We start from the raw sequence: 26,655 nt of genomic DNA on the forward strand, positions 1-26,655 counted from the left end.
TCAAATACAAACAGACTGATTCGCACCTGGTGAAAAAATGGCAGTTAAAGATGATGTTTTAAAAGCCATGAATGAAAATGGAAAGCCCATGAGCGCAGGGGAAGTTGAAAAAGCACTTGGAATCGACAGGAAGGAGATTGACAAAGCCTTCAAAGAGCTGAAGGCAGAAGGTGCAATTGTTTCTCCAGTCCGCTGCAAATGGGAACCCGCTAAGAAGTGAGTTCAGCAGAAATACGAAAACGGCTGAGATCAGCTGACAAAACCATTTTTTTAAATTATTTGAGTTATGTTTGATAAAGGCGGTTGGAGGAGCGTACTGTGGATTCGATCGATAAAGAACTGAAGCAGGAAATCATCAAAAAGGCACAAGACCTGGGAGCCAATATTGTCCGTTCCTGCTCGGTTTCAAAATGGGAGGAACTCCCAATACAGGAGCCTGAATTCTGGCCGCAGAATATTTGGCCATGGGTGAAAAATATCATCGTTCTCGGAATCCCACTCTACATACCAATGATTGATACCACACCATCTATGGTGTATTAGGAGCTGTACAATACAAGCAACAGAGTTCTCGATGATATCGCTTATCGTTTAACAAATTACATAACAATGAAAAAAGGATACAGAGCACTTTATTTCCCACGAGATTGTTATTACAATATTGAAGTTTTAATGGACAATTCTGATGCAGCGTTTTCTCATGTCGTTGCTGCATATTATGCAGGCATGGGAAGCATAGGTGACAGTCATAATCTGATTACAAAGGAATTCGGACCCCGCATCAGGCTTGTTTCCATTCTTACAGATGCTCCGATTCCACCGGATGATATGCAGGAAAGCAACATCTGCATTCATTGTGGAAAATGCCTTAAAAAATGTCCTGCACAGTGTTTTACAGAAAACAACGGCGGCATCTACGCGATGGATAAAGAAAGATGCACGAGGCATCATCTCAGGATAAAAAATGAACATCATTGGCCGTGCGGGATCTGTACAAGCGTCTGTCCTGTCGGAGATGATCTTAAAAAGTATAGGGGTGTAGAAGTTGTGACTGCTGCGGGTGTCGAACACTGTCAAAAACATGGTTCGTAATTGAATGCAGCAAATAGAGCTTGGTTAAGGCATGTTAAGCATGCGGTCAATCCTTCACTAAAACTTCGATAGATGATGGTTACCAAAATAATGATTTCTGCAGACAGGATGAAACGGATTTGAATACCGGATCTACATCCTTGTTGATTGGCTTCTTAATACAAAAAAGAACTTATCAAAGATTATTAAATCTAAGATCAGAACTGTAATTTGGTATCCCCAATAGCAGCAAGCGCATCTAGGCAGATTTTTCAATTTCATTATTTTATATTAATCGAGATTGCGTCTAAAATTGCAGAGTAAGAATTTAGTTAGTGTTCTAAATAGATGAGAAGCCGATGTTAGATCGTTAAGTACAAAACATCGAGTTGAGGAGATAGAAGCAGCGTAAAAGCTGTCAGTATCGGGCTTGCAGTTCTTTTTGTAGTCCTGTTGATAGTCTCGCTTTCCGTAAGTATCATCACTCGAGGCAAATCAATTGAGATGCAATTGTTTGGAAACATACTTTGCATGATTCTCATAGCGGCTACAATTGTAGTAGGTATAATTCTCATGATATACGCACCGCGGGAACTGCGTAAATTCAATGAAAAACTAGAGGGATTGGTAAAAGAGGTAAGATTAGATGTTAACTACTGCTCTTTTGAAGAATCACAAAAAAAGCTAGTTACTGCGGAAGCCTATGGGGGCAAAACTTACGATATGGAGATTCTAAATCAGGATACCAGCAAAAAGAAAGAACCCTCTGAATACTACATAGCATACATCGAAACTAAAAAGAAGAATGAAGCCGAACTGTATGTTTCCATAGACCCAATCAATGAAGAGGATGCTTTAAGAATATTCAATACAGAAGACAAGAATATGAAAATTGATTTATATGCAGCAGACAGAAACACTGCATACAAGCTGATTGAAAATGCAGGTTCTGATGGAAATGCTATAGAAGATACTGATCTAAAAGAGAATCTGCTTAAGATCGCACATTTTCGTCATGCTATGTATGTAGCTGATGAAAAATACCCTGTGCAGGTATTTTACGGAGCTTCTGATCAATAAACGTCTAAAAATTTACTGAGAAGCTAGTAGGATATCATGAATTGATCTGAAAATCTAATATAATCCTTGTTGATATCAAGGATGACGGTCACTGCTGCATCTCGTCAGATGATCTTTCGCAGCTGATCGATTGGTGAGCAAAAATAACCGATCCTGCCGCGTCAGTTCTTCTGCGGGAACTTTAAAGCAGCGCCGTCATTATTAAAGAGTTTGATACTGTCAGTCTGAGAGACTGACAGGTTTTATTTTCAGTTTAGAGTTTAAGCTGTTACCAGCTGCGTCTGAAGATCAAAGTAAAGAGATACGGACGGTGCTGTTTTGTTGTTGTAGCCGTTCGCTTCCTTTGATTCGATATTTATTGTAACAGCGTTTGCACCTACGATTACCTGATCCAGTGAGGTCTCACATTTGACAATGCCTGCAAATGATCCCTGAATATTCAGTGTTGAATTTCCTTTCAGTAAGATGTAAGCTGCATCTCTCTGAGGATACTCTGAAGTTCCGTTGTTGTCGATATCGTTGAATTCATCGTAGAAGACAACTTTCTTATCGGAAGGCACTGTCAGAGTTGCATCTGCATACACTGTCATGACTGATCCTGTTAAGAATTTGAAGTTGTCATTGAATGTGTAGTTCCCGCTGTGTAATTCGAATTCAATGTCTCCGTCTACAGGGAAAGTAAACCTGCTTGTTGAGAGATCTTTAGATACACCGCTGAATGTGAAATTCAATGTAGAATCATCAGCAGTTGCTCCTCCGTAAATCTGAATTGTTGTTCTGCCTGTATCGTTTGCTGCAGCACCGTTGCTTGCAGTTTCATTGTATGTTTTGATTATGTATGCGTTAGGTGCTAATCTTATCAGACCGTTTGTGTTGTCAATCAGAGGGAACAGAGTGTAATTGAATGAGCTTGCACCGTACATTTTTACATTGCCGATGAAAGAAGATCCTGATTCAATTTTTACTGTTGACTCGATGTTATGACAGTTGTATTCGTTGAGAGGGAAGGGATCGTGATACTCATCAGCAAGAATTACATCAAATAATCCACCGATTAAGTTAAGAGCGTGACTTCCTCCTCTCCAGCTTTCAATTACAAACAAGTCTCTTATTTCTGCTCCTGATTTTGCAGTTACCTGTCCTGCTCCTTTGATGTATCCGCAGTTGTCAAGAAGACCACCGTTTTCAACAATGATGTCTCCTGATAAGTTGATCTGAGCGTATCCTCCTCTGATGTCTTGATCAAAATCTCCGCCTGCAGGGTAACCTGTGACTGCGTTGACTAAAATACTTCCTTCAACTGTTAAAACAACATTCTCAGGAATTGTCAGAGTTCTGTATAGTGTCTTAACGCTAGATGTTGTTCCATCAGGGTTGTATCCTGTTGATGTATATCCGACATCGTCATCCATGCAGGGTATGAGTAATGATACGCCCGAATACAAAGTTGCACTCTGGGACATTGTATAATCACCAAGTAAGATTATTGTATCTCCCTCAAATGCATATTCCAATGCTGCTTCCAAAGTTGTAAATGTCTCAGTTCCTACCATTGCTACGGGTTCAGTACTTGTTGCAGATAATGTTACATCGTTGTCAGAGCTAGAATCCTCCAATGCTCCAACTGCGATGAAACAGAATGCTGCAAGCAGTACTGTTCCCATTGCAAGTAATAATCTATTTTTGTTTTGCATTTATTTTTCCTCCTAATTATTGGTTTATCGTAATTGTTACATCCCCATCGGGCATGATGAATGAGTGATCATTGTACCAGATGATATCTCCAGCTGTAGATGTTATAGTCAGATTCGATTGAGAGTAGCCACCTTCAAATACAATTAGTTCACCTTTTACAAACCTAGTATTTTCAGATTCATAAACATTAGTTAGTGAATTGGGTTTACCCAACATACTAGCTCCATATTCATTCTTATATAACACTAGAGAGTCATCTATCAGACTGTTTCCAAGACCGAAGTCTTGAAGCGATATGCCCTGTGAATTGGTGAGTGTATGCATTTTCGGTTTTGAACCAGCATCAGTACAGTTGGAGAATTTGAAATGATAGATATCAGTATATCTGAGTCCATTCTCACCACTTATACAATACTGTCTAGCAAATCCACCATATCCAATTCCATTTTCATCGAAGCACTTAGCAAGTGGGTCGTTTATAGTTGTTATAGGCAGACCCATATACTTTAAGAAAGACAGCGCCTGCTTATAGATGTATGATATATAATTCCCATTTATATTTCCATTGGGATCGAATAAGCTACTTCCAAATTCTACCATATCTGAACCGAAGTTTGTATCTGTGGAGTAAGTACCATATCTCAGATCTTCGTGACCTATCAACACCATCACTGTCGCAAAGTTTGTTGTCAAAGCATTGAAAATTGAGATATCAGACCCATTAATTGCTGTGTATAGAATGGGCAGGTCAATATATTTATATTCTACCCCATCAAGATATTCAATTCCTGCAGAAGTGGATATCACCTCATCCCAAGGGATGTTTTCTTTCGTTACGGAGTCTACTACTTTCATTACAGGATACCAGGTAGTATTATCACGGAATACTCTCACAGCCTGTTCAATTTTAGTTAGATATTCAATCTTAATTTTTTCTAATTCACTGGTGTCCTGTTTGAATATAATTGAATATCCATGAGTATTGATTGTATATTGTGCATTATTGTCTTCCCATAAGTCTTCATCAGATGGTAGATAAGATAAGAGTGTCGAATCATTTGTTCTAACTGAATTGTGTCCTAAATTCCCAAGCATAGATAATGCAGACATCAGTTCGGCTGCGTTACTATTAGCATTTTTGATGGATACCAATATTGTTTTTCCAGTTTTTACTACTGAAAAATCATCAGAAAGAATGCCATCGATGAGTGCATTGAGTTTTTCATCAAGATTAATTACATCTAATCTTGAAGATGTTATATTTCCATTTATACAATCAATTATGAAACTATAAGTTAGGCCATCTGAAGTAGTTCCAATAATGTAATTACCATCATAGTTAACAATTGGAACTAGATTATCCAATAATTCGTCATCAAAGGTAATTATGAATTCAAATGGCTTGAGATACTCGGCAGAACTCTCATCATATCCTTCTGCAACCTTAACAGTGTATGTATGTCCATCTATTGGGTTATTGGGCAAGGAAACCACATAAGGACCAGAAGACCAAATAGCGTATAGATTAACTTGAGCTCTATTCACAGAGGTTAAGTTTACAATCTCCCCATCATAATATGTGGGCTCGATTGCATTTTGATCTAAAGACCATCCTATGAATTTACATCCCTCTTTTGTAAATGTATTCAAAGTTAATGGTTTTAACTCATCATAATTGAATGATGCAGATACAGCTCTACCTTCACCACCATTTGGGTAGAATGTTACTCTATATTTGATTGGAGTCCAATTCGCATACAAATTCAGATTTTCAGTAACTGCAGAACCAAAGATGTATGAATTACTCAACCCTTCGTCTGAATACCACCCACCGAACACATATCCGGTTCTTGATGGGTCTACTGGTTTAGTTATCGTTGAGCCATATTCAGTAGTTATTGAAGCTACTTCTGATCCACCGTTACTGTTGAATGTTATTGCGTATTGATTGATCTGCCAAACAGCATAGAGTGTCACTTCTGCTTTGTTTTCAGAAGTGAGATTGCTAACTGAAGCTTGATCTCTATAGTCTACAGACCCGTCTGGAGTTTTAGACCATCCTATGAATATATAACCTTCTTTTATGAAAGCGTTGGCAGTTAAGTTCTTAGTCTCATCATAAGCAAAGGGCTGACCATTCATACTGCCTGTTCCGCTGTTTGCATTGAAGATGACTGTGTAGTTATATGGTACGAATTTGGCATAGAACACTTTGTTTCCGATAGATTGAGCAGAAATTGATGTTTCTTTATTTCCCAAACAATCTGCATTAGCATACCATCCTTCAAATGTGTAACCAGTCTTTGTTGCAGAAGCAGGCAGGTCTGTTGCACGTTCAGATGTATATTTTGTAGGCCATCCAGGTTCTGCAGTAAGTTTAGAGTCTCCATCCATATATATTATTGTATAGTTTTCTGCAGTCCATTTGGCAACCAGACTATGATCATCAACTGTTTGTCCCTTGGTGTATTCAAATTTAGCACCGTTTTCATACCAACCAACGAACACATAACCTTCACGTGTCGGTGTAGGTAATGTTATTGAGATTTCGACAGTATATTCCATATCCGGTATGGATCCAGATCCTTCACCTAGATTGAATGATATATTATACGTAATCGAAGTCCATTTTGCGTAGAGATCGATATTTTCAGCAGGCATTTTGTCAGCATTAAATTCCCATTTAGTTGTGAATGAGTCTTCTAAATACCAACCTTCAAGAGTGTATCCCAATCTGGAAACATTTTTTGGTTCAGCTACTAAATTGTTGAATTCAACAGGATCAGTTGTATCAACAGTTCCATTGTTGTAATGGAATGTTACATTGTATAAGTTTATAGTCCATTTTGAATACAATGTGATATCTTTAGCAGGCATTTTGTCAAATGCATATGCATTTGCGAATTCAGAATCTGTAAACCAGCCTGCAAATGTGTAACCTGTCTTTGTTGGATTTTCTGGTTTTGTTATTTCACTACCGTAATTCTTAGTGATGTCTGCTACTGCAGATCCACCATTGCTTTCGAATGTTATTGTGTATTGATTGATCTGCCAAACAGCATACAGATTAACTGATCCATTAGCATCAGGAGTGAGATTGCTAACTGAATCTTGATCGTTGTATGTTGCATCTATTGCATTCGAATCCGTAGACCATCCTTTGAAATCATGTCCGGTTCTTGTGAAAGTGTTGGCAGTTAAGTTCTGAGATGTACCATATGTGAATGTCTGAGGATCCATACTACCTGTTCCGCCGTTTGCATTGAAGATGACTGAGTATGAATTTGCAACAAACTTAGCATAGAATGTTTTATCCCCAGTTGAGTTGGCAGAAATTGATGATACTGCAGTTCCTGAAAGGTCTGCAGTATCATACCATCCTGCAAATATGTAACCAGTCTTTGTTGCATTCTCAAGAGTTATCTCACCAGATTCAATAGTATAACTTTTTGGATTAAGATCTGAGATCTCACTGCTTTCATCATAGTATTTGATGGAGTATGAGTCTAAAATCCACTTTGCATAGAGAGTGACGTTCTCAGCAGGTATCGCTGTGAATGAATATTCGTTGTTGAATGTTCCATTGTCTGTAAACCAGCCATCGAATGTGTAACCTGTCTTTGTTGGATTACCTGGTTTTGTTATTGCTTTATCATAATCATCAGTGATGTTTTTCACTGTAGATCCACCGTTGCTGTTGAATGATATTGTGTATTGATTGATGGTGAACTCAGCATAGAGATCTTTGTCTCCTACTGTTGTTCCTTTGATATATTCGAAGGCTGCGTGTGAATTTTGTTCAAACCATCCATTGAATGTGTAACCTTTTTTAGATTCTGATGGTAATGATACATCTTGAGTGATGTTATAGCCTATTGATTGTACATCACTGCCATTGTGTAATTTTATCTTGTATGTATCAAGATTCCATTTCGCATAGAGATCAATATCATTGGCAGGCATTTTGTCAGCATTAAATTCCCATTTAGTTGTGAATGAGTCTTCTAAATACCAACCTTCAAGAGTGTATCCCAATCTGGAAACTTCTGGTTTAGTTATTGAACTGTTGAAGTTAACAGAAGTTGTTGTGTTATTAGTTCCATTGTTGTAATGGAATGTTACATCGTATGAATTTATTGTGAAGTATCCGTAAACACTGAGATGTTTAGCAGGCATTGTCTGCGGAGCTTCTCCTAATCCTTCTTCATCTTCGTTCCAATCCCATCCTGAAAAACTGTAACCTACTTCTGTTGGAGCAATCATTGGAGTTACTGCTTCTCCAAATGTGACAGACTGAGGCGATTCGTACTGAATTCCATCAACATAGTATGTTATTGTGAATTTACTAGGATCAAATGATCCAGATACAGTCATGTCATTAGCAGGCATCGTAGCTGGTATACCTGGAGACCAGCCGGAGAATTCTTTTCCTTCCTGAGCTGCTGGCTGATATGGTGAGATCTCAGCTCCGTATTCATATGTCTGTGTTTCAACGGTTTCCCCATCAATCATGTATGTAATCTTATAGCTATTGATCTCAAAGGTTGCATGGAACTCAAGATCCTTAGCCGGCATTGTTTGTGGTATTTCTATACCCCAGTCTATGAAAGTGTGACCTGTCTTTGTTGGATCTGTTGGTTTAGGTACAGACTCTCCATACTTTACGTTTTTATCAAGGACTATGTTAGAATCTACGTAATATCTCACATTATAACTGATTACATCCCATTTAGCGTAGAGAGTTGTTCCGTTAACAGGTATTGTGTCTGTTTTGAAGTTCCAAGCAGTTGTCAGTGTTTCATCTTTGAACCAGCCTGCAAATGAATGTCCGTCCTTTGTCGGATCTTCTGGTTTTGCTATGGTGGTTCCATAATCTTGTTTTACTGCATCTACTGCTGATCCACCATTGCTGTTGAATGTTATTGTGTATTGATTAATGGTCCACTTTGCATAGAGTGTAATGTTCTCAGCAGGCATTTTGCCAAATTTATATGCATTTGCGAATTCAGCATCTGTAAACCAGCCTGCAAATGTGTAACCAGTCTTTGTTGGATCTTCCGGTTTATCCACTGTCGTATCATAATCCTGTGTTATTGAAGTTACATTTGATCCGCCATTGCTGTTGAATGTTATTGTGTATTTATTGATCTGCCAAACAGCATAGAGAGTTACTTTTGCTTCATTTTCAGAAGCAAGATTGTTAACTGAAGCTTGATCTGCATATTCTACGTTTGTTGCACTTTGATTTAGAGACCATCCTAGGAAGTTGTATCCTGTTCTTGAGAAAGTGTTAGCGGCCAAGTTCTTAGCCTCATCATAAATGAAAGGCTGATCTTTCATACTGCCCGTTCCGCCGTTTGCATCAAAGATGATTGAGTATACCATTGGAGTCCATTTAGCGTAGATGGTTTTTCCGTTGACAGGTATTGTGTCTGTGTCGAAATTCCACTCCTGCAGGAATGTTTCATCATCTTTGAACCAGCCTGCAAATGTGTAACCAGTCTTTGTTGGATCTGATGGTTTTTCTATGATGGTTCCATAGTTTTGTTCTATTGATTTTACTGCAGATCCACCATTGCTTTCGAATGTTATTGCATATTGATTGATGGTCCACTCTGCATAGAGATCTTTGTTTCCTACAGTTGTTCCTTTGACATATTTGAATTCAGTTTGTGAATCTTTCTCAAACCATCCATTGAAAGTGTAACCTTCTTTAGATGGTTTATTCAGAGATACTGAATCCATTGTTACATCATAGTTTACGGTTGAGATGGAATCTCCATCATGTAGAGTTATTGTGTATGTATCCAGATCCCAGTTAGCGTAGATGGTTGTTCCGTTAACAGGCATTGTGTCTGTGTCGAAGTTCCACTCCTGCAGGAATGTATTGTTATCTTTGAACCAGCCTGCAAATGTGTAACCTGTCTTTGTTGGATCTGCTGGTTTTGTTATGGTGGTTCCATAATCTTGTTTTACTGCACCTGTTTCTGATCCACCATTGCTTTCGAATGTTATTGTGTATTGATTAATTGTGAATTTGGCGTAGAATATCTTGTCTCCGGTGCTGCCATTTGGAATTGAAGATACTTTATTTTTGAAGTCTGCATCACTGTACCATCCAGTGAATGCGTAACCTTCTTTTGACGGTGTCGGCAGCTCAGTTCTCACAGTTGTGGTGTATGACACTGGAGATAGATTCTCAATCTTATTTTTTCCATCCATGTATGTTATTGAGTATACTGATTCCTTCCATGATGCATAGTAGGCTTTGTTGCCGATTGTTCCTTCAGCGATAGTGAATATTGCATCATCAGTCAAATCTTGTTTCTCGTGCCATCCTGCAAATTCATATCCTTTTTTCACAGGGGTCGGGAGAGTTACAGTATCTTCAATGGTGTAAGTGTGAGGTTCAAGATTCAGCTCAGTACCGTCATAATATTTTATAGTGTAAACAGTAGGAGTCCAGTCTGCATATAATGTCAGATCACCAACTGTTTCATACTGTTTGAATTTAAACTCAGAAGTGAGTTCTTTATCAAGATACCACGCTTTGAAATCATATCCTGTCTTGCTGATTTTTCCAATGTTTAAGGAAGCATTGTCAGTAGTATAGTCCATACTGTCAAGAGTTTCATCACAATTGGTGACGAATGAAATCGTATACACAATTGCATTCCAGTTAGCATAGATTGTTGTATTTTCAGTTACAGGAGTGTTGAAGTCATATTTCTGATTCAGTTCTTTATCTGCATACCAAGCATCAAATGTAAATCCTGATCTGATAGGATCACTCGGCTTTTTAGCTGTTTCATTATAATTGATCGTTTGATTTGAGACAGAACTTCCTCCGTTTGAATTGAAAGAAACTGTGTATTTTGAATCAGCCCATCCAGCATAGAGAGTCAGGTTTCCAGAGGTTATGCTGTCGGGATTGCATAACTGGGTTAAAGCAGAGTCTGAATACCATCCCTTGAAGTCATAACCCAGTCTTTCAGGAACAGGCAGTTCTTCGATTTCATCTCCTGCAATATACTTCATCGGAGGCTGATCTGATCCCCCATTAGAATCGAAGAGGATTGTGTACTGATATTTTGTTTCAAAAGGAAGGTTTACAAAACCATGTGCAGTTATTTCAGTAGGGGAGTAATCTCCAACGTATCCATTGACCTCGATTGTATCTAACTTCAAAGAGATAGCATCTTTTGTATTTACGACTGCATTTCCCAATTTTCCTTCGAAATTGATAATACCAGCAAACACTCCATAGATGTTGAATGTGCTATCATCCATTAAGTTAAGAATTGCTGCGGGTCTTTGCGGATACTCAGTCGTATCAGTGTTATTTACATCATTGAAATTATCGTAAAATACCAATGTATTTTTTTCAAGCTTTGAATTACTACTGTTTACCTCTGCACCTTTAGCATTTAAAGTTAACGAAGTGTGCTCATAAAGCGTAACTTCAACACCAGTTAAGGCTTTAAAGCTGTTTTCAATAAAATAATCACCATCATGAAGACCGAACGAGATGTCTCCATCGATTGGATAAATAAATTCTTTTGTAGACAATTCCAAACCAACGATTAAAAGAGTGCTGTGACTGAAAGTTGCTCCACCGTAGATTTCAATTGTTGTTCGGCCTGTGTCTGAAGAAGATTCTCCATTTACGGCACTTGAATCAAATGATATAACTGCATAAGCACCATCAGCAAGCCTGATTAAACCATTTTCATTATCAATCTGAGGGAAACGAGTATAGTGATAACTCTTATACCAAGTTTCATACATTTTTACATTTCCAAACAGCGATGCGCCAGACTCAATTCTAAGATCAGATTGAATGCTGTGACAATCATACTCATTGAAAGGAAAGAGATCGGGATAGATAGCCAATGCTTGAGAGCCACCCCTCCAATGCTGCACAATGTACATTTCTCTAACTTCTGCACCATATTCTGCTGTTATCTGTCCGCTTCCTGTGATATATCCACAGACCTCTAAAATTCCTTCATTTTTGATGATTATATTCCCTTCAAGGAGTATCTGCGCATAACCACCGGTGATGTCCATTACTCTGTAACCACCTTCGGCACGTCCAGTAACTGCATTGACCAATAACTGACCATCAAGAGTGATTGTTGCAGTTTCAGAGACGGTGAGTGAGCGATACAAAGTGCTGTAACTTCCCTTATCTTTTACAGTTCCATCAGGATTGTGCTGTTGTTCATAATCAACTGTTAAATCGTAACCTTTGTCATCATCAGCGCAGGGCAGTACTAAGAATACGCCTTTCGGTACTGTAACGCTCCGAGTAAGAGTGTAATCTCTTAACAGGATTACCTTATCACCAGCAGTAGCAACATCTAAAGCATCTTCTAAAGTTCTGTAATTATTTTTTCCTATGCTTGCTACATATGCTCCATATGTTACAGTAATAGATATATTTCCATTAATAATTCCGGAAACAGTACTGCGGTCTGGAAGATAGCCGCTGATTTCTGGTGGTGTTACATCATATGATGAATCGTAATCCAGAGATTCAGAATATGATTCTGCAGCTTTTGAACTATCTTCATAAACATAGTTGATTGTTAAAGTGTACTTATTAGGTTGCCATTTTGCGTAGAGTGTTGTTCCGTTGACAGGCATTGTGTCTGTTTCGAAGTTCCAAGCAGTTGTCAAACCTTCATCTTTGAACCAGCCTGCAAATGTGTAACCTGTCTTTGTCGGATCTGCTGGTTTTGTTATTACTTTACCGTAATCCTCAGTGATTGAAGTTACATCTGATCCGCCGTTGCTGTTGAATGTTATTGTATATTTGTTAGCCGTCCATTTGGCGACTAGAGTGACATCTTCCTCAAGCATTACGAATGTATCTTTTGGCTGATAAACAGTGCCATCATACATCCAACCGCTGAATGTGTAGCCTTCTTTAGTAAGAGCATATGTGTTATCTTCAGGATAACCAGGACCAAATAAAGTTACTTTTGTACCTGGGGAATATAGAACAGAGAATGGAAGACTGCCTTCTCCACCGTTTGCATTGTATGATAATGTGTAAACACTAGCATATTTAGCACAAAGTGTAAGATTTTCAGCAGGCATTGTTGTGAATGTATAAAGAGCCTCTTCACCAGATTTATGCCAGTAATCAAGAATTGCATTGTCTGGCAAAACAACTCTGACAGGATAAACGGGCTGTCCATACTTAGCAGTGATTTTTGCTACCGTTCTACCATCTGTTGTTAATTGAGAGCCGTCTTGAGCTAAGAAGGTTATAGTAAACTCAATTCTGTCAAAATAGAGGCTTAAGACTAATGGAGATTCGGAAGAAACTGTTCCATTGAGCTTACTCATAGATTCGTTTAATTTAAAGCCCTTCGAATCACCTAATATCTCATTAGTGTGATATTCATCCGAAGTGACATTTATCTCTGTACCAATCGTTTCTGATTTCTGTTCAACTTTGATTAATTCATACGTATTTACACCTGAAGACTGTACTTTTTCCTGATAGACGTAAATGAAATAATTAGAACTGCCTGCAGACCAGACTGCATAGAGTGTTGTATCTTCAGTGATTTGCTGATTAGTGTATTTAGTTCCATTTTCAAAAGCCCATCCACCAAATTCATATCCAGGCCTTGTAAGATTTTTAATCAGCGATGCTGATTCACCATGAGTTACAGTCTGATCGAGAATCTTTTTATTTTCAGACATGAAAGTAACAGTGTATGTATTCTTCTCAAGTCCGTTGACAATTATCACTAAATCTGATATTACATTTTTGATAGTGTAAGTGTGATTGTTTCCAGATGAAGTATCAAGAGCGAAGGAATCATAGCTGCCATATATCTGCAGAGACAAAGCAGCAGATTTAGAGTAAGCGTCAGTTAATGAAATAGTGAATGTAAAGTCATTTCCTTTTTCAACAGGACCCTTTTGATTAACAGAATATGCTTCACTCTCATTGGCAAATATCATGTTATAGCTGTCCACGGGGTCTGCTTCAATTCCTTCGACAGCAACTACTTGATCTTTAGTGATGTTGTTTAATGTGTATACTTCATTGATAGGACGTATTTCATTTCCATCAATGTCTTTGACGGCAATGTTTGAGTTTTCATATGTGCCATAGAGTTCAAGAGTAAATGAGAAATTATCGCCGTACTTGACTTTTATGTTTTGATCTGCATTCTGATTATTGAGATAATTTAACTTATATCCCTCTCCAGACAGCAGCGTAACAGAGTATTCGTTTATACTCCATTTCGCATAAAGAGTCAAATTATCGCATGTTACTCCACTGACATAATTGAATGGAGTTTTAAGATTGCTATCAGTAAACCATCCCTGGAAAGTATGTCCTGCCTTAACAGGTTTGCCGAGGTTTATTGTTTCTGATTTGATTGTATATTTTTTATCATAGTCAGAAGAAGATCCGCCGTTCAATTCATAATCAATATTGTAAGAATTTTGAGTCCACGTGGCTTTGAGCGATATGTTCTTTTTGACAACATCATTAGCAAAATTCCATATGCTGCCATTATAATCCCACCCGTTAAAGCTATAACCAGTTTTCGTTGGAGTTATTTCTTTGATATTAGCATTAAATTTGAGATATACGTAGTCAGATGGATCGAAATCTTCTGTTGAGAAGACACCGCCGTCAAGATCGAAATTCACTGTGAATCTGCCGATATTGCCGACAGCAAATGTTGAAAAGTGATCAGTTTGAATGTTTACGCATTTATTTTTAGGATCATATTTACCTGCGATCTGCAGTAATTCACCACCCTTGAGGTAATAAACTACGATATCCTCTTCGTTAGCACCATCAAGATCATATGGGATAGATACTGTGATCACTTCACCAAAAGTACTTATTGAACCGTCTCCGATTTTAAATTCATAAATTGAGTCTGAATCTAATACAACATCCGAGTTATTAATCACACTAGTATCAAGGTTATCGATTTTCGAGGCAGAGAATGATAATTCTTCTCCGCCGCTCTTGTATAGAATGTTTTCAATTGCAGTCTTTCCGAGTTCAATAGAAGCATTAGGAAGCGCAATTTCTATTTTCTTGTTATTATTAGGATCGCTGCTACTTAAATTCTCTTTGACGTTCTGAAGTACTGAAGAATCGATTGAGACTGAATTAGTATTAAATGCTGAAGCGTCAACCAATGTAATTGTATCATTAGGTGAATTGATAATTTCATTGATTTGCTCTTCTGAGATATTTACAGTGACTTTGTCTCCCTCAGCCGTATAAGTTCCAGGTGTCCATTTAGCGTATAATGTTTTATCAGAATTAATTTTTGTATTGTTGAAATCAAATTTGGTTGTAAAGTCTGAGCCATCATACCAACCTGCAAAAGCGTATCCTTCTTTTGTTGGAGCTGTTGTTGGTTCTGAAACAGTCTTTCCTGATTCAACTGACTCAGAAGGAACTGCTGATCCGCCATTAGAATTGAATGTAACTGTATATTTCTCAGGAGTTACAGGCGGCGGTGTAATTGCACCTCCTCCGCCTCCTCCCTGATTAAGAGTGAATTTAGCGTAAAGAGTAATGTCAAAATTGATTGGTGATTTAAAATTGAATTCTGTAGTGAATGATGAATCAGAATACCATCCTGCAAACTTGTATCCTGATTTGATAGGATCTGCCGGCCTTACTGCATTCTCTCCTTTCTTTACAATCTGAGAAGCAATTTCATTACCGCCGTCAGTGTTAAATGTAACTGTGAATGTGATGTCGCCTGGTTCAGGTTCTGATGACTTGACCCATTTAGCGTAAATGTTAGTATTTTCAGTAATGTAAGTATCGTTAAAATCAAATTCATTTGTTAATTCTTTATCTGAATACCATCCTGTGAAGACATATCCTTCCTTTACAGGATCGCTTATTCTGTTTACTAAGTTATTTTCCTTTACTGATATTGATTTAAGAATATCATCGCCGTCGATAAAGTTCACTTCATATTCTGCTGATTTGACATCATCGCTGTCATGTGCGAGTATGCCTGAAGCGAATACAGCTACTATGATGATCAGCAAAGCTACGACTGCTATTGCCGCGGTGATTATTTTGTTGTTTTTGCTCACAGACTTCACCTATGTGTGTGTTATTTTTGTTGTCAATTCGGTCTTGTTGATTGTTTCATTTAATAAATAAAAAAATAAAACGGAGTTTTCACTCCGCGGTTTGTGGTTCAGATGTTTGAGGCTTGACTATTGTTCCTGGAACGGTGTTGGAAAGAACAAAGTAATTTCCAGCTGCTTTGGCATCTGTATCTTTATACATGATCATTGTCAGAGTTATATCAGCGGGTTCATCGAGACCACGTATGTTCGAAACTTCTGCTACAGCTCTTCCACCAGCTCCTGCGCTCCAGACTTTACTAACTGTGAAGTTGTACGTTTCGATTGACTTTTCGGCTATATAGATGTCGCTGAAGAATAGCTTTGTTACATCTTTGCCAACCTGATAGCCAGTCTTATCTAGGCTAACACCAAGTGGATCGTTACTACCTTTTGCATATGTTTTTCCACTGAAGTCCAGTGTGAAGCCATTGTTATCTTTTGTATCAATTGTAAGAATGAATCCACTAGATAGTTGTCATATGCACTTACGTCCGGTTTAGTTTCACTCAGTGTGAATGTTGCTTCGTATTTTCCATCCACGTTGTTTTTAGTCAGTACACCATCGGCTGAATCTTTAAATGGCTGTTGGATAATGGTGTAATATGAATTATGTGTTGTTTCAAAGGTAATTGTATCTACGCCTCTATCTATGACATTGCAACTTGAGACTAATTTTCCAGAATCATTTACATAGAAAACTACAACTGATGAGGCATAATCTTCGGATATTGGCACTGTTACATACATAGTCGATGTGTTAGTATCATTAAGGGATACAGGTGTACCATTATCATATTTAATTGATAAGTCATATACAACTGCACTAGATAGTATATCATCAGGTAAACCAGATAACGTAGGAGTATCAGTTGCATCTGTGACATTGCTTAAAGAGATTATAATATCGTTAGATTGTGCGACAGTTGTTGATATATTATTGAGCATCGCAGAGCTTAATACGATTGTACCTTCTGTTGTTTTTAGTGTAACTGAATCCACAGTAGTACTACTACTGATTGCATCATTCATGCTAGATATCTGTGAATAAGGGATTAATATGGAATCCACAGGATTAGTGAAACCAGAAGCATTGAAAGCAATGGTAGTACTACCATTATCCTCTGCAGTTTTGACTAAATCAGATATATCCACAGACTCAGATATAGATGCTGTTTTGTCAGTAGGTTGAGTAGGAGGGATTACTACTTCAATTTCGGACCACTTAGCATACACAGTTGTGTTGCCGTTCACTTTAGTGGTCTTTGTGAAAGCATTTCCACTTCCATCGCTAGCTGTGTTCCATCCTAAGAATTGATAACCACCATTGAATGGATCTACGGGCATTTTGTCGCCTAAGGAAGTTCCGGATGTGATGCCAGAAACTGTAGCATATGTTTCATTATTATTGCAGAATGTTACAGTATAAGTTGTAGGTGTAACTGGTCCTCCTCCGCCTCCTCCTCCGTTAGAAGTCCATTTGGCGCAGAGAGTTATATCTGCATTTACTGCTGAATTGAAATCATATTGAGTTATAAGTGAAGCGTCTGAGTACCAGCCTGAGAATGAATATCCTGATTTAGTAGGGTTAGCTGGTTTAACTGCTTTCTCTCCTGCTTTTACTGTCTGAGCAGGAACTGCGCTTCCTCCGTTGCTGTTAAACGTTACTGTATAAGTTCCTGATTCTGCAGTCCACTTTGCATATAATGTAAAGCTTGATAATACCTGACTGCTGAAATCATAAGGCTGAGTCAATGCTGAATCGCAGTACCAGCCTGCAAATTTATTGTTTGCTTTTGTCGGATCAGCTGGTTTTGTTACTTTCTCTCCTGCGTTGATTGTTTGAGAAGCAATGCTTGATCCGCCGTTAGTATTGAATGAAACTGTGAACTTTTCATCATTTGCTACAAACTTAGCATAGATCTTAGTGTTCTCAGTTATCTTAGTATTCTTAAAATCAAATTCCTTTGTGCATGCTGAGTCTGAATACCAGCCTGCGAAGATGTAACCTTCCTTGGTCGGTGCTGCCGGTTCTGTGACATATGAGTTCTTATCAATGTCTACATTTGACAGCTCGCTGTCGCCGTCGACGAAGGAAACGGTTAGTTTTTCATCTCCCCCCCCCCCCCCCGCCAAGGTTACCCGTGGCGTAAAGGGCGCCGACGACTGCCAGCAATATAACCAAGACTACGATTACTGCTGCAATCATCTTGTTGTTTTTTTCCATACTACTCACCTAGAGATTGTTAAATTTCAAACTTATCAATCTTTAAGCACACCCGAATGCATAGATCAGTATGCATAGGCGTGACTAACTAAGCGAGATAATTTTGATGCTACTATATAATATTAAGACAGGTGTTCTAAACCAAGATAAAACTCTGATTTTTATTACCCCCCCCCCCCGAGATGTGTTATAATTCAAAGCCAGATCTATAAAATATACTATGCTATTTATAATTTATAATCATTATGTATTACAGAGTATTACCATACAAGAGGTTTAATATAATTCCGCACGCCTAAAATATTAACGATAAATTATTTTGAATCCAATTCTAAAAATGATCTTTTTATGGGCCCATTTTGGTACTGCAAAGATAACTAATTGTCCTTAAAAAATGAACCAGATGTATTGGGTGATTTAGTAAATAATTTAAACAATAGATGAGAGAATGACATACATTAATTAAAAAGCTAAATCATGTAAAATTGAGTTTTAGTCACAGGAATAGAGCTATAATATGTTCTAATCCGGCAGATAGCTCTTAAAATAGATGGTGATAAAATTTTACAAAATATAAAGCACAATACTGCGTGTGTTAACTTTTATCACATAAATGATGGTAGATCGAGCATTAGAATATCATTCAGATGGAGTATATCGCATATGCAATATACTAAAATTTTGTATATTCTCAACTCAACCTCAGATAAATAGCCATTGTGCATCACAGAGTTCTATATCTAAAAAATACTGCAGAGAATAAAGTTGAAAAAACCCCATAAATACCCATCACAATTGTTGAAATGACTGTCTCTGGAATATACTCATTGGTTGAAAATGATCCAGCTCCATTTGATGTAAATATTGTGCAGCGATCAGAAACTATGTTTTCTATTGCTCCAGAGGAGTATGAAAAACTATACCATGGCTCAAAGGAAGATATGGTAATGCTCTGGATGAAAAGCGTCAAGACAACTAATGTCATAAAAGACAACATTGTTGCTACCATGCTTTTAGGAGATATTGAACTAAAAAACATCGCAATACCAATTGCTGCAAACAAGTATAGAAGAGACAATAAAAATGAAAGTCCGAGTGTAACTGGAGCGTGGCTGCATACCAATATGCATGATAAATAAGCCAAGACATAATAGATAGATATGATGATTAATCCTAAGAGGTATCTAGACAATAACTTACCACTGTATATTGTATATTTACTAACTGGTTTTGTAAATAAGACTAAACCTGTTTTTTTATCGTACTCTGATGATAACGAATCAGAAGAAGAAACGGCTGCATAAATGCCAAGCAAAAGTGCAGATGAACCAACCATTGCTCTTAAAAATTCAACTGGATCATATTCGTGAGCGCGGGCTGCATCGCTTCCAGTGATGAATGCCATTGCAAATATTCCCAATGTTATAGCTAGGGGAATTATAAATCTCCAGCTTTTAAGTATATTTCGAAATTCAAAAAATGTAACTGAGCTGAGTTGTTTGGCTGTTTGTTGAGCAGCATTCATTTAGATTCCTCCGTGAGTTTAAGAAATACTTGCTCAAATGCTGTGCTAGATTCAGAAAAATCATACACATCTAACCCTAAGTTAAGAATTTCCCTTAATAGATAAGCACGATCAGATATGGATCCTTCAAAAGAAAGTGAGACTGAATTATCGTGAAGTGATATTGATTTGACGCCCGATAGCGATGAGATTTTAGAGAGCATCTCAGCATCGGGATTGTTTGATGATTTGACAGTTAAGCATATTTTTTTTGTCAAAGATTTTACAAATTCCAGATCCCCTGATTCAATGACACGTCCTTGACTGATGATTACGACATTGTTACATAATTCTTCAACTTCATGTAACATGTGGGAACTCATGAGAATTGTTGTTCCGTCATCATTAAGACTTTTTAAGATAGTCCTCATGTCCGACATTCCCTTAGGATCTAAGCCTGAAGATGGTTCATCTAAAATAAGAAGTTCTGGCTCATTGATTAATGCTTGGGCTAAGGCAACTCGTTGTTTCATACCTTTCGAGAATTTTCCTATCTTTTTATCAGCATATTCTGTGATCCCTACTTTATCTAAAATAATTTTAGTTTCAGCGGTTATTGCAGTCTTAGACATGCAGAATAATTTACCCACATAGTGCAGTAGTTCAGTTGGTGTTATGTATGGATATGCCTCTGGTGTTTCAATTACACAACCCACGGTAGACAATGCATGAGGAGCATCTTTGCATACATCAATTCCATTGATATATACCTCACCAGAAGTAGGAGAAGATAAGTTACAAAGCATTTTCAGAGTAGTGCTTTTTCCAGATCCGTTCGGTCCCAATAAACCAGTAAAACTTCCTTTCTTTACAGTGAATGAAATATCATTTACAGCGCAGAAATCATTGAAGTATTTAACTAAATTTACAGTCTCCAGCATTGCATTCATAATGACCCCTCATATCCAAGGATTATCAGATTTTCCTCGATGATCTTGCCGGTCTCATCATAAAGCGTAGATGCAATTTCTCCAGAATATTGAATACCAGTAATCTGCCCCTCAACATCATCAACATAGCTACGTAGAGTCATATTACCAGTATACTCATGCAGATCTGAAGAAAGGATATTGATGATTAGAACATACTCATAATATGGTTTTGATCCATCTTCCATTGATTTGTATGATCCAACAGAACCATTGAGATTGCTAGGTGCATAGAATTCATAAACACATGAGGGCAGATGAAAAGTATCAGGAATATTTACTGAAATTTTGCTATACCTGTTTGATTGTTCATCTGGTAATATGTGACTGTTTAAATCATACACTCTTTCAGACGAGACTGGAGTCATGTCTACTTTACCGCTAGTTTCATCTGATATTTCACCTGAAGATTCCTTTCCTGTTACATCCACAGCTATATGCAAAGCTGAAGTTCCTTTCTGAACTTCACCATATTTTATTAGAGGATGTGACTCATATGTCAACAAAGAGATGTGCGAAATCTTCTGTTCTGCCGTGCCTGATTTTTTAAAGATCCCAATGTGAGTGTATTCAACTAAAGATAACATTTTTGTATGTGCATTGAGCGTTAGCTTGAATTCTGCACCAGACTCTTCATCTATGTAGAGGTAGACTTCTTTTGAAGGATTGGATTCGATCTTTTCTGAATTCTGGGGGATAAAGAGGTCTTTTGAAGCCCAAAAATAGTATTCATATTGAAAATGCTGTGAAACGTACGGTCCTTGATTAGTCCAATATGTTACAACCATTCTACTGTAGATTAAATCAGCTTCTGAGAATAATGCCTCATATAAAATTTGACCTTGCAGACTTTCACCATAGCCAGTATTTTCTGCAGATCCGGTTGCTTCCATAGAGATGGAAAATGGAGTAAGGGGCTGCAAATTTTTTTCAGAATGATGGTAAATTGAGATGAGTCCTAGAGACAACAATAAACATACGAGGATTAGTGTTAGACAAATGACCGTACGCTTTGTTGTTTTAGTGCTCCGAAACTTCATAAAATCCCCTCATAGATATACGATTATGAGTTAATATATTTTTCAATAAAAATACACCAAGTTTTAATGTTAAATAATAATCATAATATAATTTATTCATATTTTAATAATTGGTAAATTATTAATACTATTAAACATATATTAATACGCTTCTAAAGAGAAGCTAAAGTATGATGGAGGTAAAAGATGAACAAAATTGGAACGTTTATAATCACGGTGCTAATCGTTGCATCTTTCTCCATAGCTCCTGCAGCATACATGCTAAACGATAAAGCAGATAGTATGGATGGCAATGTGATATTGGGTGATTATTCGATTACCCAAGAAAAAGCTGATGAAATAAGCAAGCGTGTTGTGACAGCATCATCAATAGAAAATTTTGAATCGATTAAGGCAGACAGCATAGTATTGATAGATTCGAGCCTCATTGATTCGTCAAATACTCTTGAGTATCGCCAGGCCCTGGCAAACTGCGTTTTAGAAGGCACACCCGTTGTCTCGTTAGATGATCCGTCTGTATTTATGGAAGATGGATTTGATATCCCGACAGCATTTGCACTAGGCGCAGCTGCATGTGGAATATATTATGATGAAGTAAACGATGTGACTACATGCTACAGTATAAAAACAAATAATATGACTGAAGCAGAAAATAGACTATATGCCTGGGCAGATGATATGTTAGTTCAAAGTACTGAATTAAAAGAAGGCGTAGCATTATCTGCCACAAATGGAGCAGAACCTGAGTGGGGATCAGAAATCAGATCTCATACAGATATAGATTGTGGCAGCTATGGATGGGCATATGTTAGAACAAATTACTTTGAACAGATTACCAATAGTGATACATACAGGTATTATAAAGCAGGCTATATATTCCAAGGTGTTCCAAACTCTGATTCCAGAATTGCAGACATAAATATTAGATCGGATGTAGATAACCTAAGGAATACGCAACAACTGTTAATATATGGACCAACCAGTACATCTGGTACATCACAAGTATCTGTTAACTTGAATTGGAGTGTCAGCCAAAGTGGTCTAGAAGTTGGAATGTCAACTACATGGACATATAGTGTTCCAGATCTAGCAGTACATGACTATTCATCATTTGGGGATGATTTATTTAGTACAAGTCATGATATAAATGAAGGGGAAAATATTGGAAATACTACCACCATGATACAACCAGGTTTAATATCATCTTCATCAAAATCTAGCAACAATGGTGGATACATTGTAGATGACTACTACAGTATAAATTACTGTAAATATAAAGCTGGATTCTGGCCTTGGTCACCATGGTACTGTCAGGATTATCAGTTGTATGATGCTACACTTCGTGTAAATATTCCTTAAACAAACCTGAGAAGTGAGTTTGCAGATGTGCATCTGCAAACTTTTCTATTTTAATATGAAGAATAGATCGTGAACTCTTAATCGTAAGATCTTTGTATAAATTATAAAGAGTGAGCAATAAGAATAAAAACTGGTGCAAGGGAAGGGATTTGAACCCCTGAACCACTAAGGATAAGACCCTGAATCTTACGCCGTTGGCCAAGCTTGGCTACCCTTGCTTATCTTTCACCAAATAACCAACCAGAATATAAAGCTTCCTTAGTGCAGAAAAGACTGTGAGACCGATAAAAACATGATCCAGAAAAAGTAAAAGACTGCAGAAGCAGTCGTGTTATGTTTATTTCCGCAGGAAGAGGTATGCGAGTGCCACGATTATGAGAACTACTACAACTGCAATGATGATACAGTATACAGTATTGCCATTGCTGTCATCTCCGCTGGTAGAGGGCTCAGTACCTGTTTCTTTGAATGTTACAGAAATTGACTGATCTGCATCAACATTTAAAAAATTATAGGTATTGCCGGTAAGCTTGACTTCATTCCCATTTACAATTACAGTATCAATTTCATAACCTTCATTAACAGAAATTGTAAATGCCTGATTCTGTCCGTCACTTACTTTTACAGATCCAGCAGGGTTGATTGAACCACCTTTTCCCGCTGTTGCTGTAACCGTATGCTCTCCGGGAGCCGGCGTATCTCCCCCATTGCTTGCAAAGGTTACAGATATTGCATGATTTTTAGTGACTTTTGAAAAAGTATACTGGTTATTGGTTATCTGTATACTTTTACCATCAACCGATACGGTATTTATTCTGTAACCGCTGCTTGGTGAGATCATAAAGGTCTGATCTGCTCCGTTATTTACAGAGATTTCTCCAGAAGGAGTGATCGTTCCTCCAGATCCAGCGGTTGCTGTAATTGTGTAAGTGGTAGACTCTCTGACTTTCTTAAATGTCACGGAAATTGTATGATTTGAAGTAACATTTTCAAATGTATAAGAGTTCCCTGAAATATACGCAGTTTTTCCATCCACTAACAAGGTATCTACTTCATATCCATTGTTTGGTGTAAACTTGAAAGTCTTAGAACTTCCAGAAGATACAGATACACTGCCCTGCGGTGAGATATAGCCGCCTGTTCCTGCTGATGCAGTAATCGCGTAGTGCTCTTCACCGCTGCCGTCTTCCTGTTTAAATTTTACGTTGACTGAATGACTACTTTGAACATTTGAAATAACATACAGGGCGGATTTGCCATCCGGTGATACACTTGATGGGTTGAATGATTCTCCGTCTAACTTTACAATTTCTATTACATATCCTTCATTAGGAGATACAATAATTAATGCATCTTTTCCTTCTGATACGGTTGTTTGATATTTGACCAAACCTCCCTCATTGTAGGTAACATTTATTCCATATTCTGCGTTTCCAAGAAACATCCTTGAATCTGATGATTCGGAAGATGTTATGGGCGATGCTAATGCTGACAGAATCATTACAGCAGCTATCGCGAATATCAGTGCCTGCATCTTTGCAGTTTTCATTGTGATCCCTCATTTAACTACTAAAAAAAAGTAAAGACTGCTCACGCAGTCCTATTTTTTAGCGTTTATTTCTTCATGACGAAGTATACAATAGCAACGATAATCAAAATAATGACTATAGCTGCGATAATGTAGTACATCGTGCTATCTTTACCACTGTCTCCTGAAGGAGTTGGTGTTTCTCCAGTTTCTACGAATGTAACTTTAATTGAATGGTTCTCAGTTACATTGGAGAATGTGTATTTTCCATCTGTCAGAGATACTTCATTATTGTCAACTAAGACTTTATCGACTTTATATCCTGAATCAGAAGTTATTGTGAACGTCTGGTTTCCTCCAGTTATTACTTCCACGTTTTCAGATGGAGAGATAGATCCACCTTTACCAGCTTCTACTTCAATGATCAGTTTTTGAGGAATATCTCCAGTTTCTACGAATGTAACTTTAATTGAATGGTTCTCAGTTACATTGGAGAATGTGTATTTTCCATCTGTCAGAGATACTTCATTATTGTCAACTAAGACTTTATCGACTTTATATCCTGAATCAGAAGTTATTGTGAAAGTTTTGGAACCTCCGGATTTCACAGATTCGCTGCCAGAAGGGTTGATGCTTCCTCCAGATCCTGCTGTAGCAGTAATTGTGTAGTTTGTGGTTACACCACCGCCACCACTGCCTCCGCCAGTATCTGACTTCTTAAATGTAACTTTAATTGAATGGTTCTCAGTTACATTGGAGAATGTGTATTTTCCATCTGTCAGAGATACTTCATTATTGTCAACTAAGACTTTATCGACTTTATATCCTGAATCAGAAGTTATTGTGAACGTCTGGTTTCCTCCAGTTATTACTTCCACGTTTTCAGATGGAGAGATAGATCCACCTTTACCAGCTTCTACTTCAATGATCAGTTTTTGAGGAATATCTCCAGTTTCTACGAATGTAACTTTAATTGAATGGTTCTCAGTTACATTCTCGATTGAATATGTGTTTTCTGTTACTTCAACTGGTGATCCATCGACTAAGACTTGATCTATTTCAAATCCTGCATTAGGAGTGAATGTAAAAGTCTGAGACGATCCTTCTGCTAATGTCACTGTTCCAGATGGAGTTATTGATCCATTTTCTCCTGCTGTAGCACTGATCGTATACATTACTGCAGAAATTGTTGCTTTTCCATCTGCAACTACTTCACCGTTTGAAACAAGTTTCATAACGTATTCACCTGCAATGCAGGAAATTGAGTCTCCATTAGCATTTGGCTGATTGAATGTGAAGTACCAGATACGCTGTCCATTCTCATTTTTCAGAGTTTCAGAGTAGATTAGCGTATCATTGAAGTATAACTCTCCAATAACATCGTTGGTGAATGTTCCTATTTGATTATAAATAATGAACATTGTTTTGTCTGCAACATCTGTTCTGCTTTCTTCCAATACAGCATTGATTGCTGCTTTAGCGTTTTCGGCTGATGCGAAATAATTTGATGTTATCACTCCAATGTATGAAGAGCCTATTGTAAAGTTGACGGATGATAGAGTTTTATCCTTATGGTCCGGATCGTACACACAATAGATATGTTCACCCGGAGTTAATGGCCCGTTTAGTGTGATATTCAGAGTTTTATCAGCCTTCACAATACTTACAGCATTAGCCGCCACCTTCAACAACTCAGACGTATCCAATTTTGGCATAATTGTGTTATAGGTGGTAAGAGGGAATTCATCGTCAAACTGTGCAATAAGTCCGTATTTGGTTTCACCATGATAATATGCTTGCGCATATTTCAGAGTCAAACCATCTTCATTGGTCCATGTTCCTAAGATATCAATGTCTGAAAAAGAGCCATCTTCAGATTCATTAGAAAAAAGAACAGGAGCGCTGTTGTCAGCGCCGGCATCCGTTAATGGTGTCATTACTGACATCATCATGACGAATGCCGCCAAGAAGGTAAATGCCCCTATGGTCCTTTTTGTAATTTTCATTCGACTCCC

Annotated in this window: 13 protein-coding genes and 1 tRNA gene; 5 read left to right on the top strand and 9 right to left on the bottom strand. The window is 37.7% G+C overall.

All coding sequences use genetic code 11. The annotated features are described in order from the left end of the window. Positions 1–37 precede the first annotated feature (37 nt). The 4 genes from H729_RS07650 to H729_RS07660 all read left to right on the top strand — a co-directional run bounded on the left by H729_RS07650 (position 38) and on the right by H729_RS07660 (position 2,151). The gene (locus H729_RS07650; RefSeq protein ID WP_020449436.1) at positions 38–220 is read left to right on the top strand and encodes a helix-turn-helix domain-containing protein; all 183 of its coding nucleotides are present in this window, start codon (positions 38–40) and stop codon (positions 218–220) included. A 98-nt stretch (positions 221–318) separates the two neighbouring features. Continuing rightward, on the top strand, positions 319–543 hold the full coding sequence (locus H729_RS09570) for a hypothetical protein (protein WP_052312436.1): 225 nt from the start codon (positions 319–321) through the stop codon (positions 541–543). Positions 544–609: 66 nt separating this feature from the next. Continuing rightward, positions 610–1,092 carry a 4Fe-4S dicluster domain-containing protein gene (locus H729_RS09575; protein ID WP_147554418.1) on the top strand — a complete coding sequence of 161 codons (483 nt, stop codon included), beginning with the start codon at positions 610–612 and terminating at the stop codon, positions 1,090–1,092. Positions 1,093–1,602: 510 nt separating this feature from the next. After that, positions 1,603–2,151 (top strand): hypothetical protein, encoded by a 549-nt coding sequence (locus H729_RS07660; RefSeq protein WP_048134061.1) that lies wholly within the window; start codon positions 1,603–1,605, stop codon positions 2,149–2,151. A 260-nt stretch (positions 2,152–2,411) separates the two neighbouring features. Here H729_RS07660 and H729_RS07665 read toward each other — a convergent pair whose 3' ends face one another. The 6 genes from H729_RS07665 to H729_RS07690 form a co-directional block, all read right to left on the bottom strand. Beyond that, complete coding sequence (locus H729_RS07665; RefSeq protein ID WP_020449438.1) at positions 2,412–3,845, bottom strand: hypothetical protein; 1,434 nt, start codon at positions 3,843–3,845, stop codon at positions 2,412–2,414. A 16-nt stretch (positions 3,846–3,861) separates the two neighbouring features. After that, positions 3,862–15,957: an InlB B-repeat-containing protein gene (locus H729_RS09855; RefSeq protein WP_020449439.1), complete on the bottom strand. Its 12,096-nt coding sequence runs from the start codon at positions 15,955–15,957 to the stop codon at positions 3,862–3,864. 396 nt (positions 15,958–16,353) lie between these two features. Next, positions 16,354–18,129: an InlB B-repeat-containing protein gene (locus H729_RS07675; RefSeq protein ID WP_020449440.1), complete on the bottom strand. Its 1,776-nt coding sequence runs from the start codon at positions 18,127–18,129 to the stop codon at positions 16,354–16,356. A gap of 815 nt (positions 18,130–18,944) precedes the next feature. Further along, a complete protein-coding gene (locus H729_RS07680) occupies positions 18,945–19,745 on the bottom strand; it encodes an ABC transporter permease (RefSeq protein WP_020449441.1) in 801 nt (266 codons plus the stop codon). Further along, positions 19,742–20,674: an ABC transporter ATP-binding protein gene (locus H729_RS07685; protein ID WP_020449442.1), complete on the bottom strand. Its 933-nt coding sequence runs from the start codon at positions 20,672–20,674 to the stop codon at positions 19,742–19,744. The genes H729_RS07680 and H729_RS07685 overlap by 4 nt, the downstream gene beginning before the upstream one ends. Further along, a complete protein-coding gene (locus H729_RS07690) occupies positions 20,671–21,753 on the bottom strand; it encodes a hypothetical protein (RefSeq protein ID WP_147554419.1) in 1,083 nt (360 codons plus the stop codon). Before H729_RS07690 ends, H729_RS07685 begins: the two co-directional genes overlap by 4 nt. A 186-nt stretch (positions 21,754–21,939) precedes the next feature. On the opposite strand from H729_RS07690, the gene H729_RS07695 reads away from it, so the two are divergent. Next, the gene (locus H729_RS07695) at positions 21,940–23,112 is read left to right on the top strand and encodes a hypothetical protein (RefSeq protein WP_020449444.1); all 1,173 of its coding nucleotides are present in this window, start codon (positions 21,940–21,942) and stop codon (positions 23,110–23,112) included. A gap of 131 nt (positions 23,113–23,243) precedes the next feature. Here H729_RS07695 and H729_RS07700 read toward each other — a convergent pair. The 3 genes from H729_RS07700 to H729_RS07710 form a co-directional block, all read right to left on the bottom strand. Beyond that, positions 23,244–23,330, bottom strand: a tRNA-Leu gene (locus H729_RS07700). Between the two features lie 119 nt (positions 23,331–23,449). Next, positions 23,450–24,661: an InlB B-repeat-containing protein gene (locus H729_RS07705; RefSeq protein WP_020449445.1), complete on the bottom strand. Its 1,212-nt coding sequence runs from the start codon at positions 24,659–24,661 to the stop codon at positions 23,450–23,452. A gap of 65 nt (positions 24,662–24,726) precedes the next feature. Beyond that, positions 24,727–26,646 (bottom strand): InlB B-repeat-containing protein, encoded by a 1,920-nt coding sequence (locus H729_RS07710; protein WP_020449446.1) that lies wholly within the window; start codon positions 26,644–26,646, stop codon positions 24,727–24,729. Positions 26,647–26,655: the final 9 nt, after the last annotated feature.

The sequence above is a fragment of the Candidatus Methanomassiliicoccus intestinalis Issoire-Mx1 genome, assembly GCF_000404225.1.
Taxonomy (GTDB): Archaea; Thermoplasmatota; Thermoplasmata; order Methanomassiliicoccales; family Methanomassiliicoccaceae; genus Methanomassiliicoccus_A; species Methanomassiliicoccus_A intestinalis.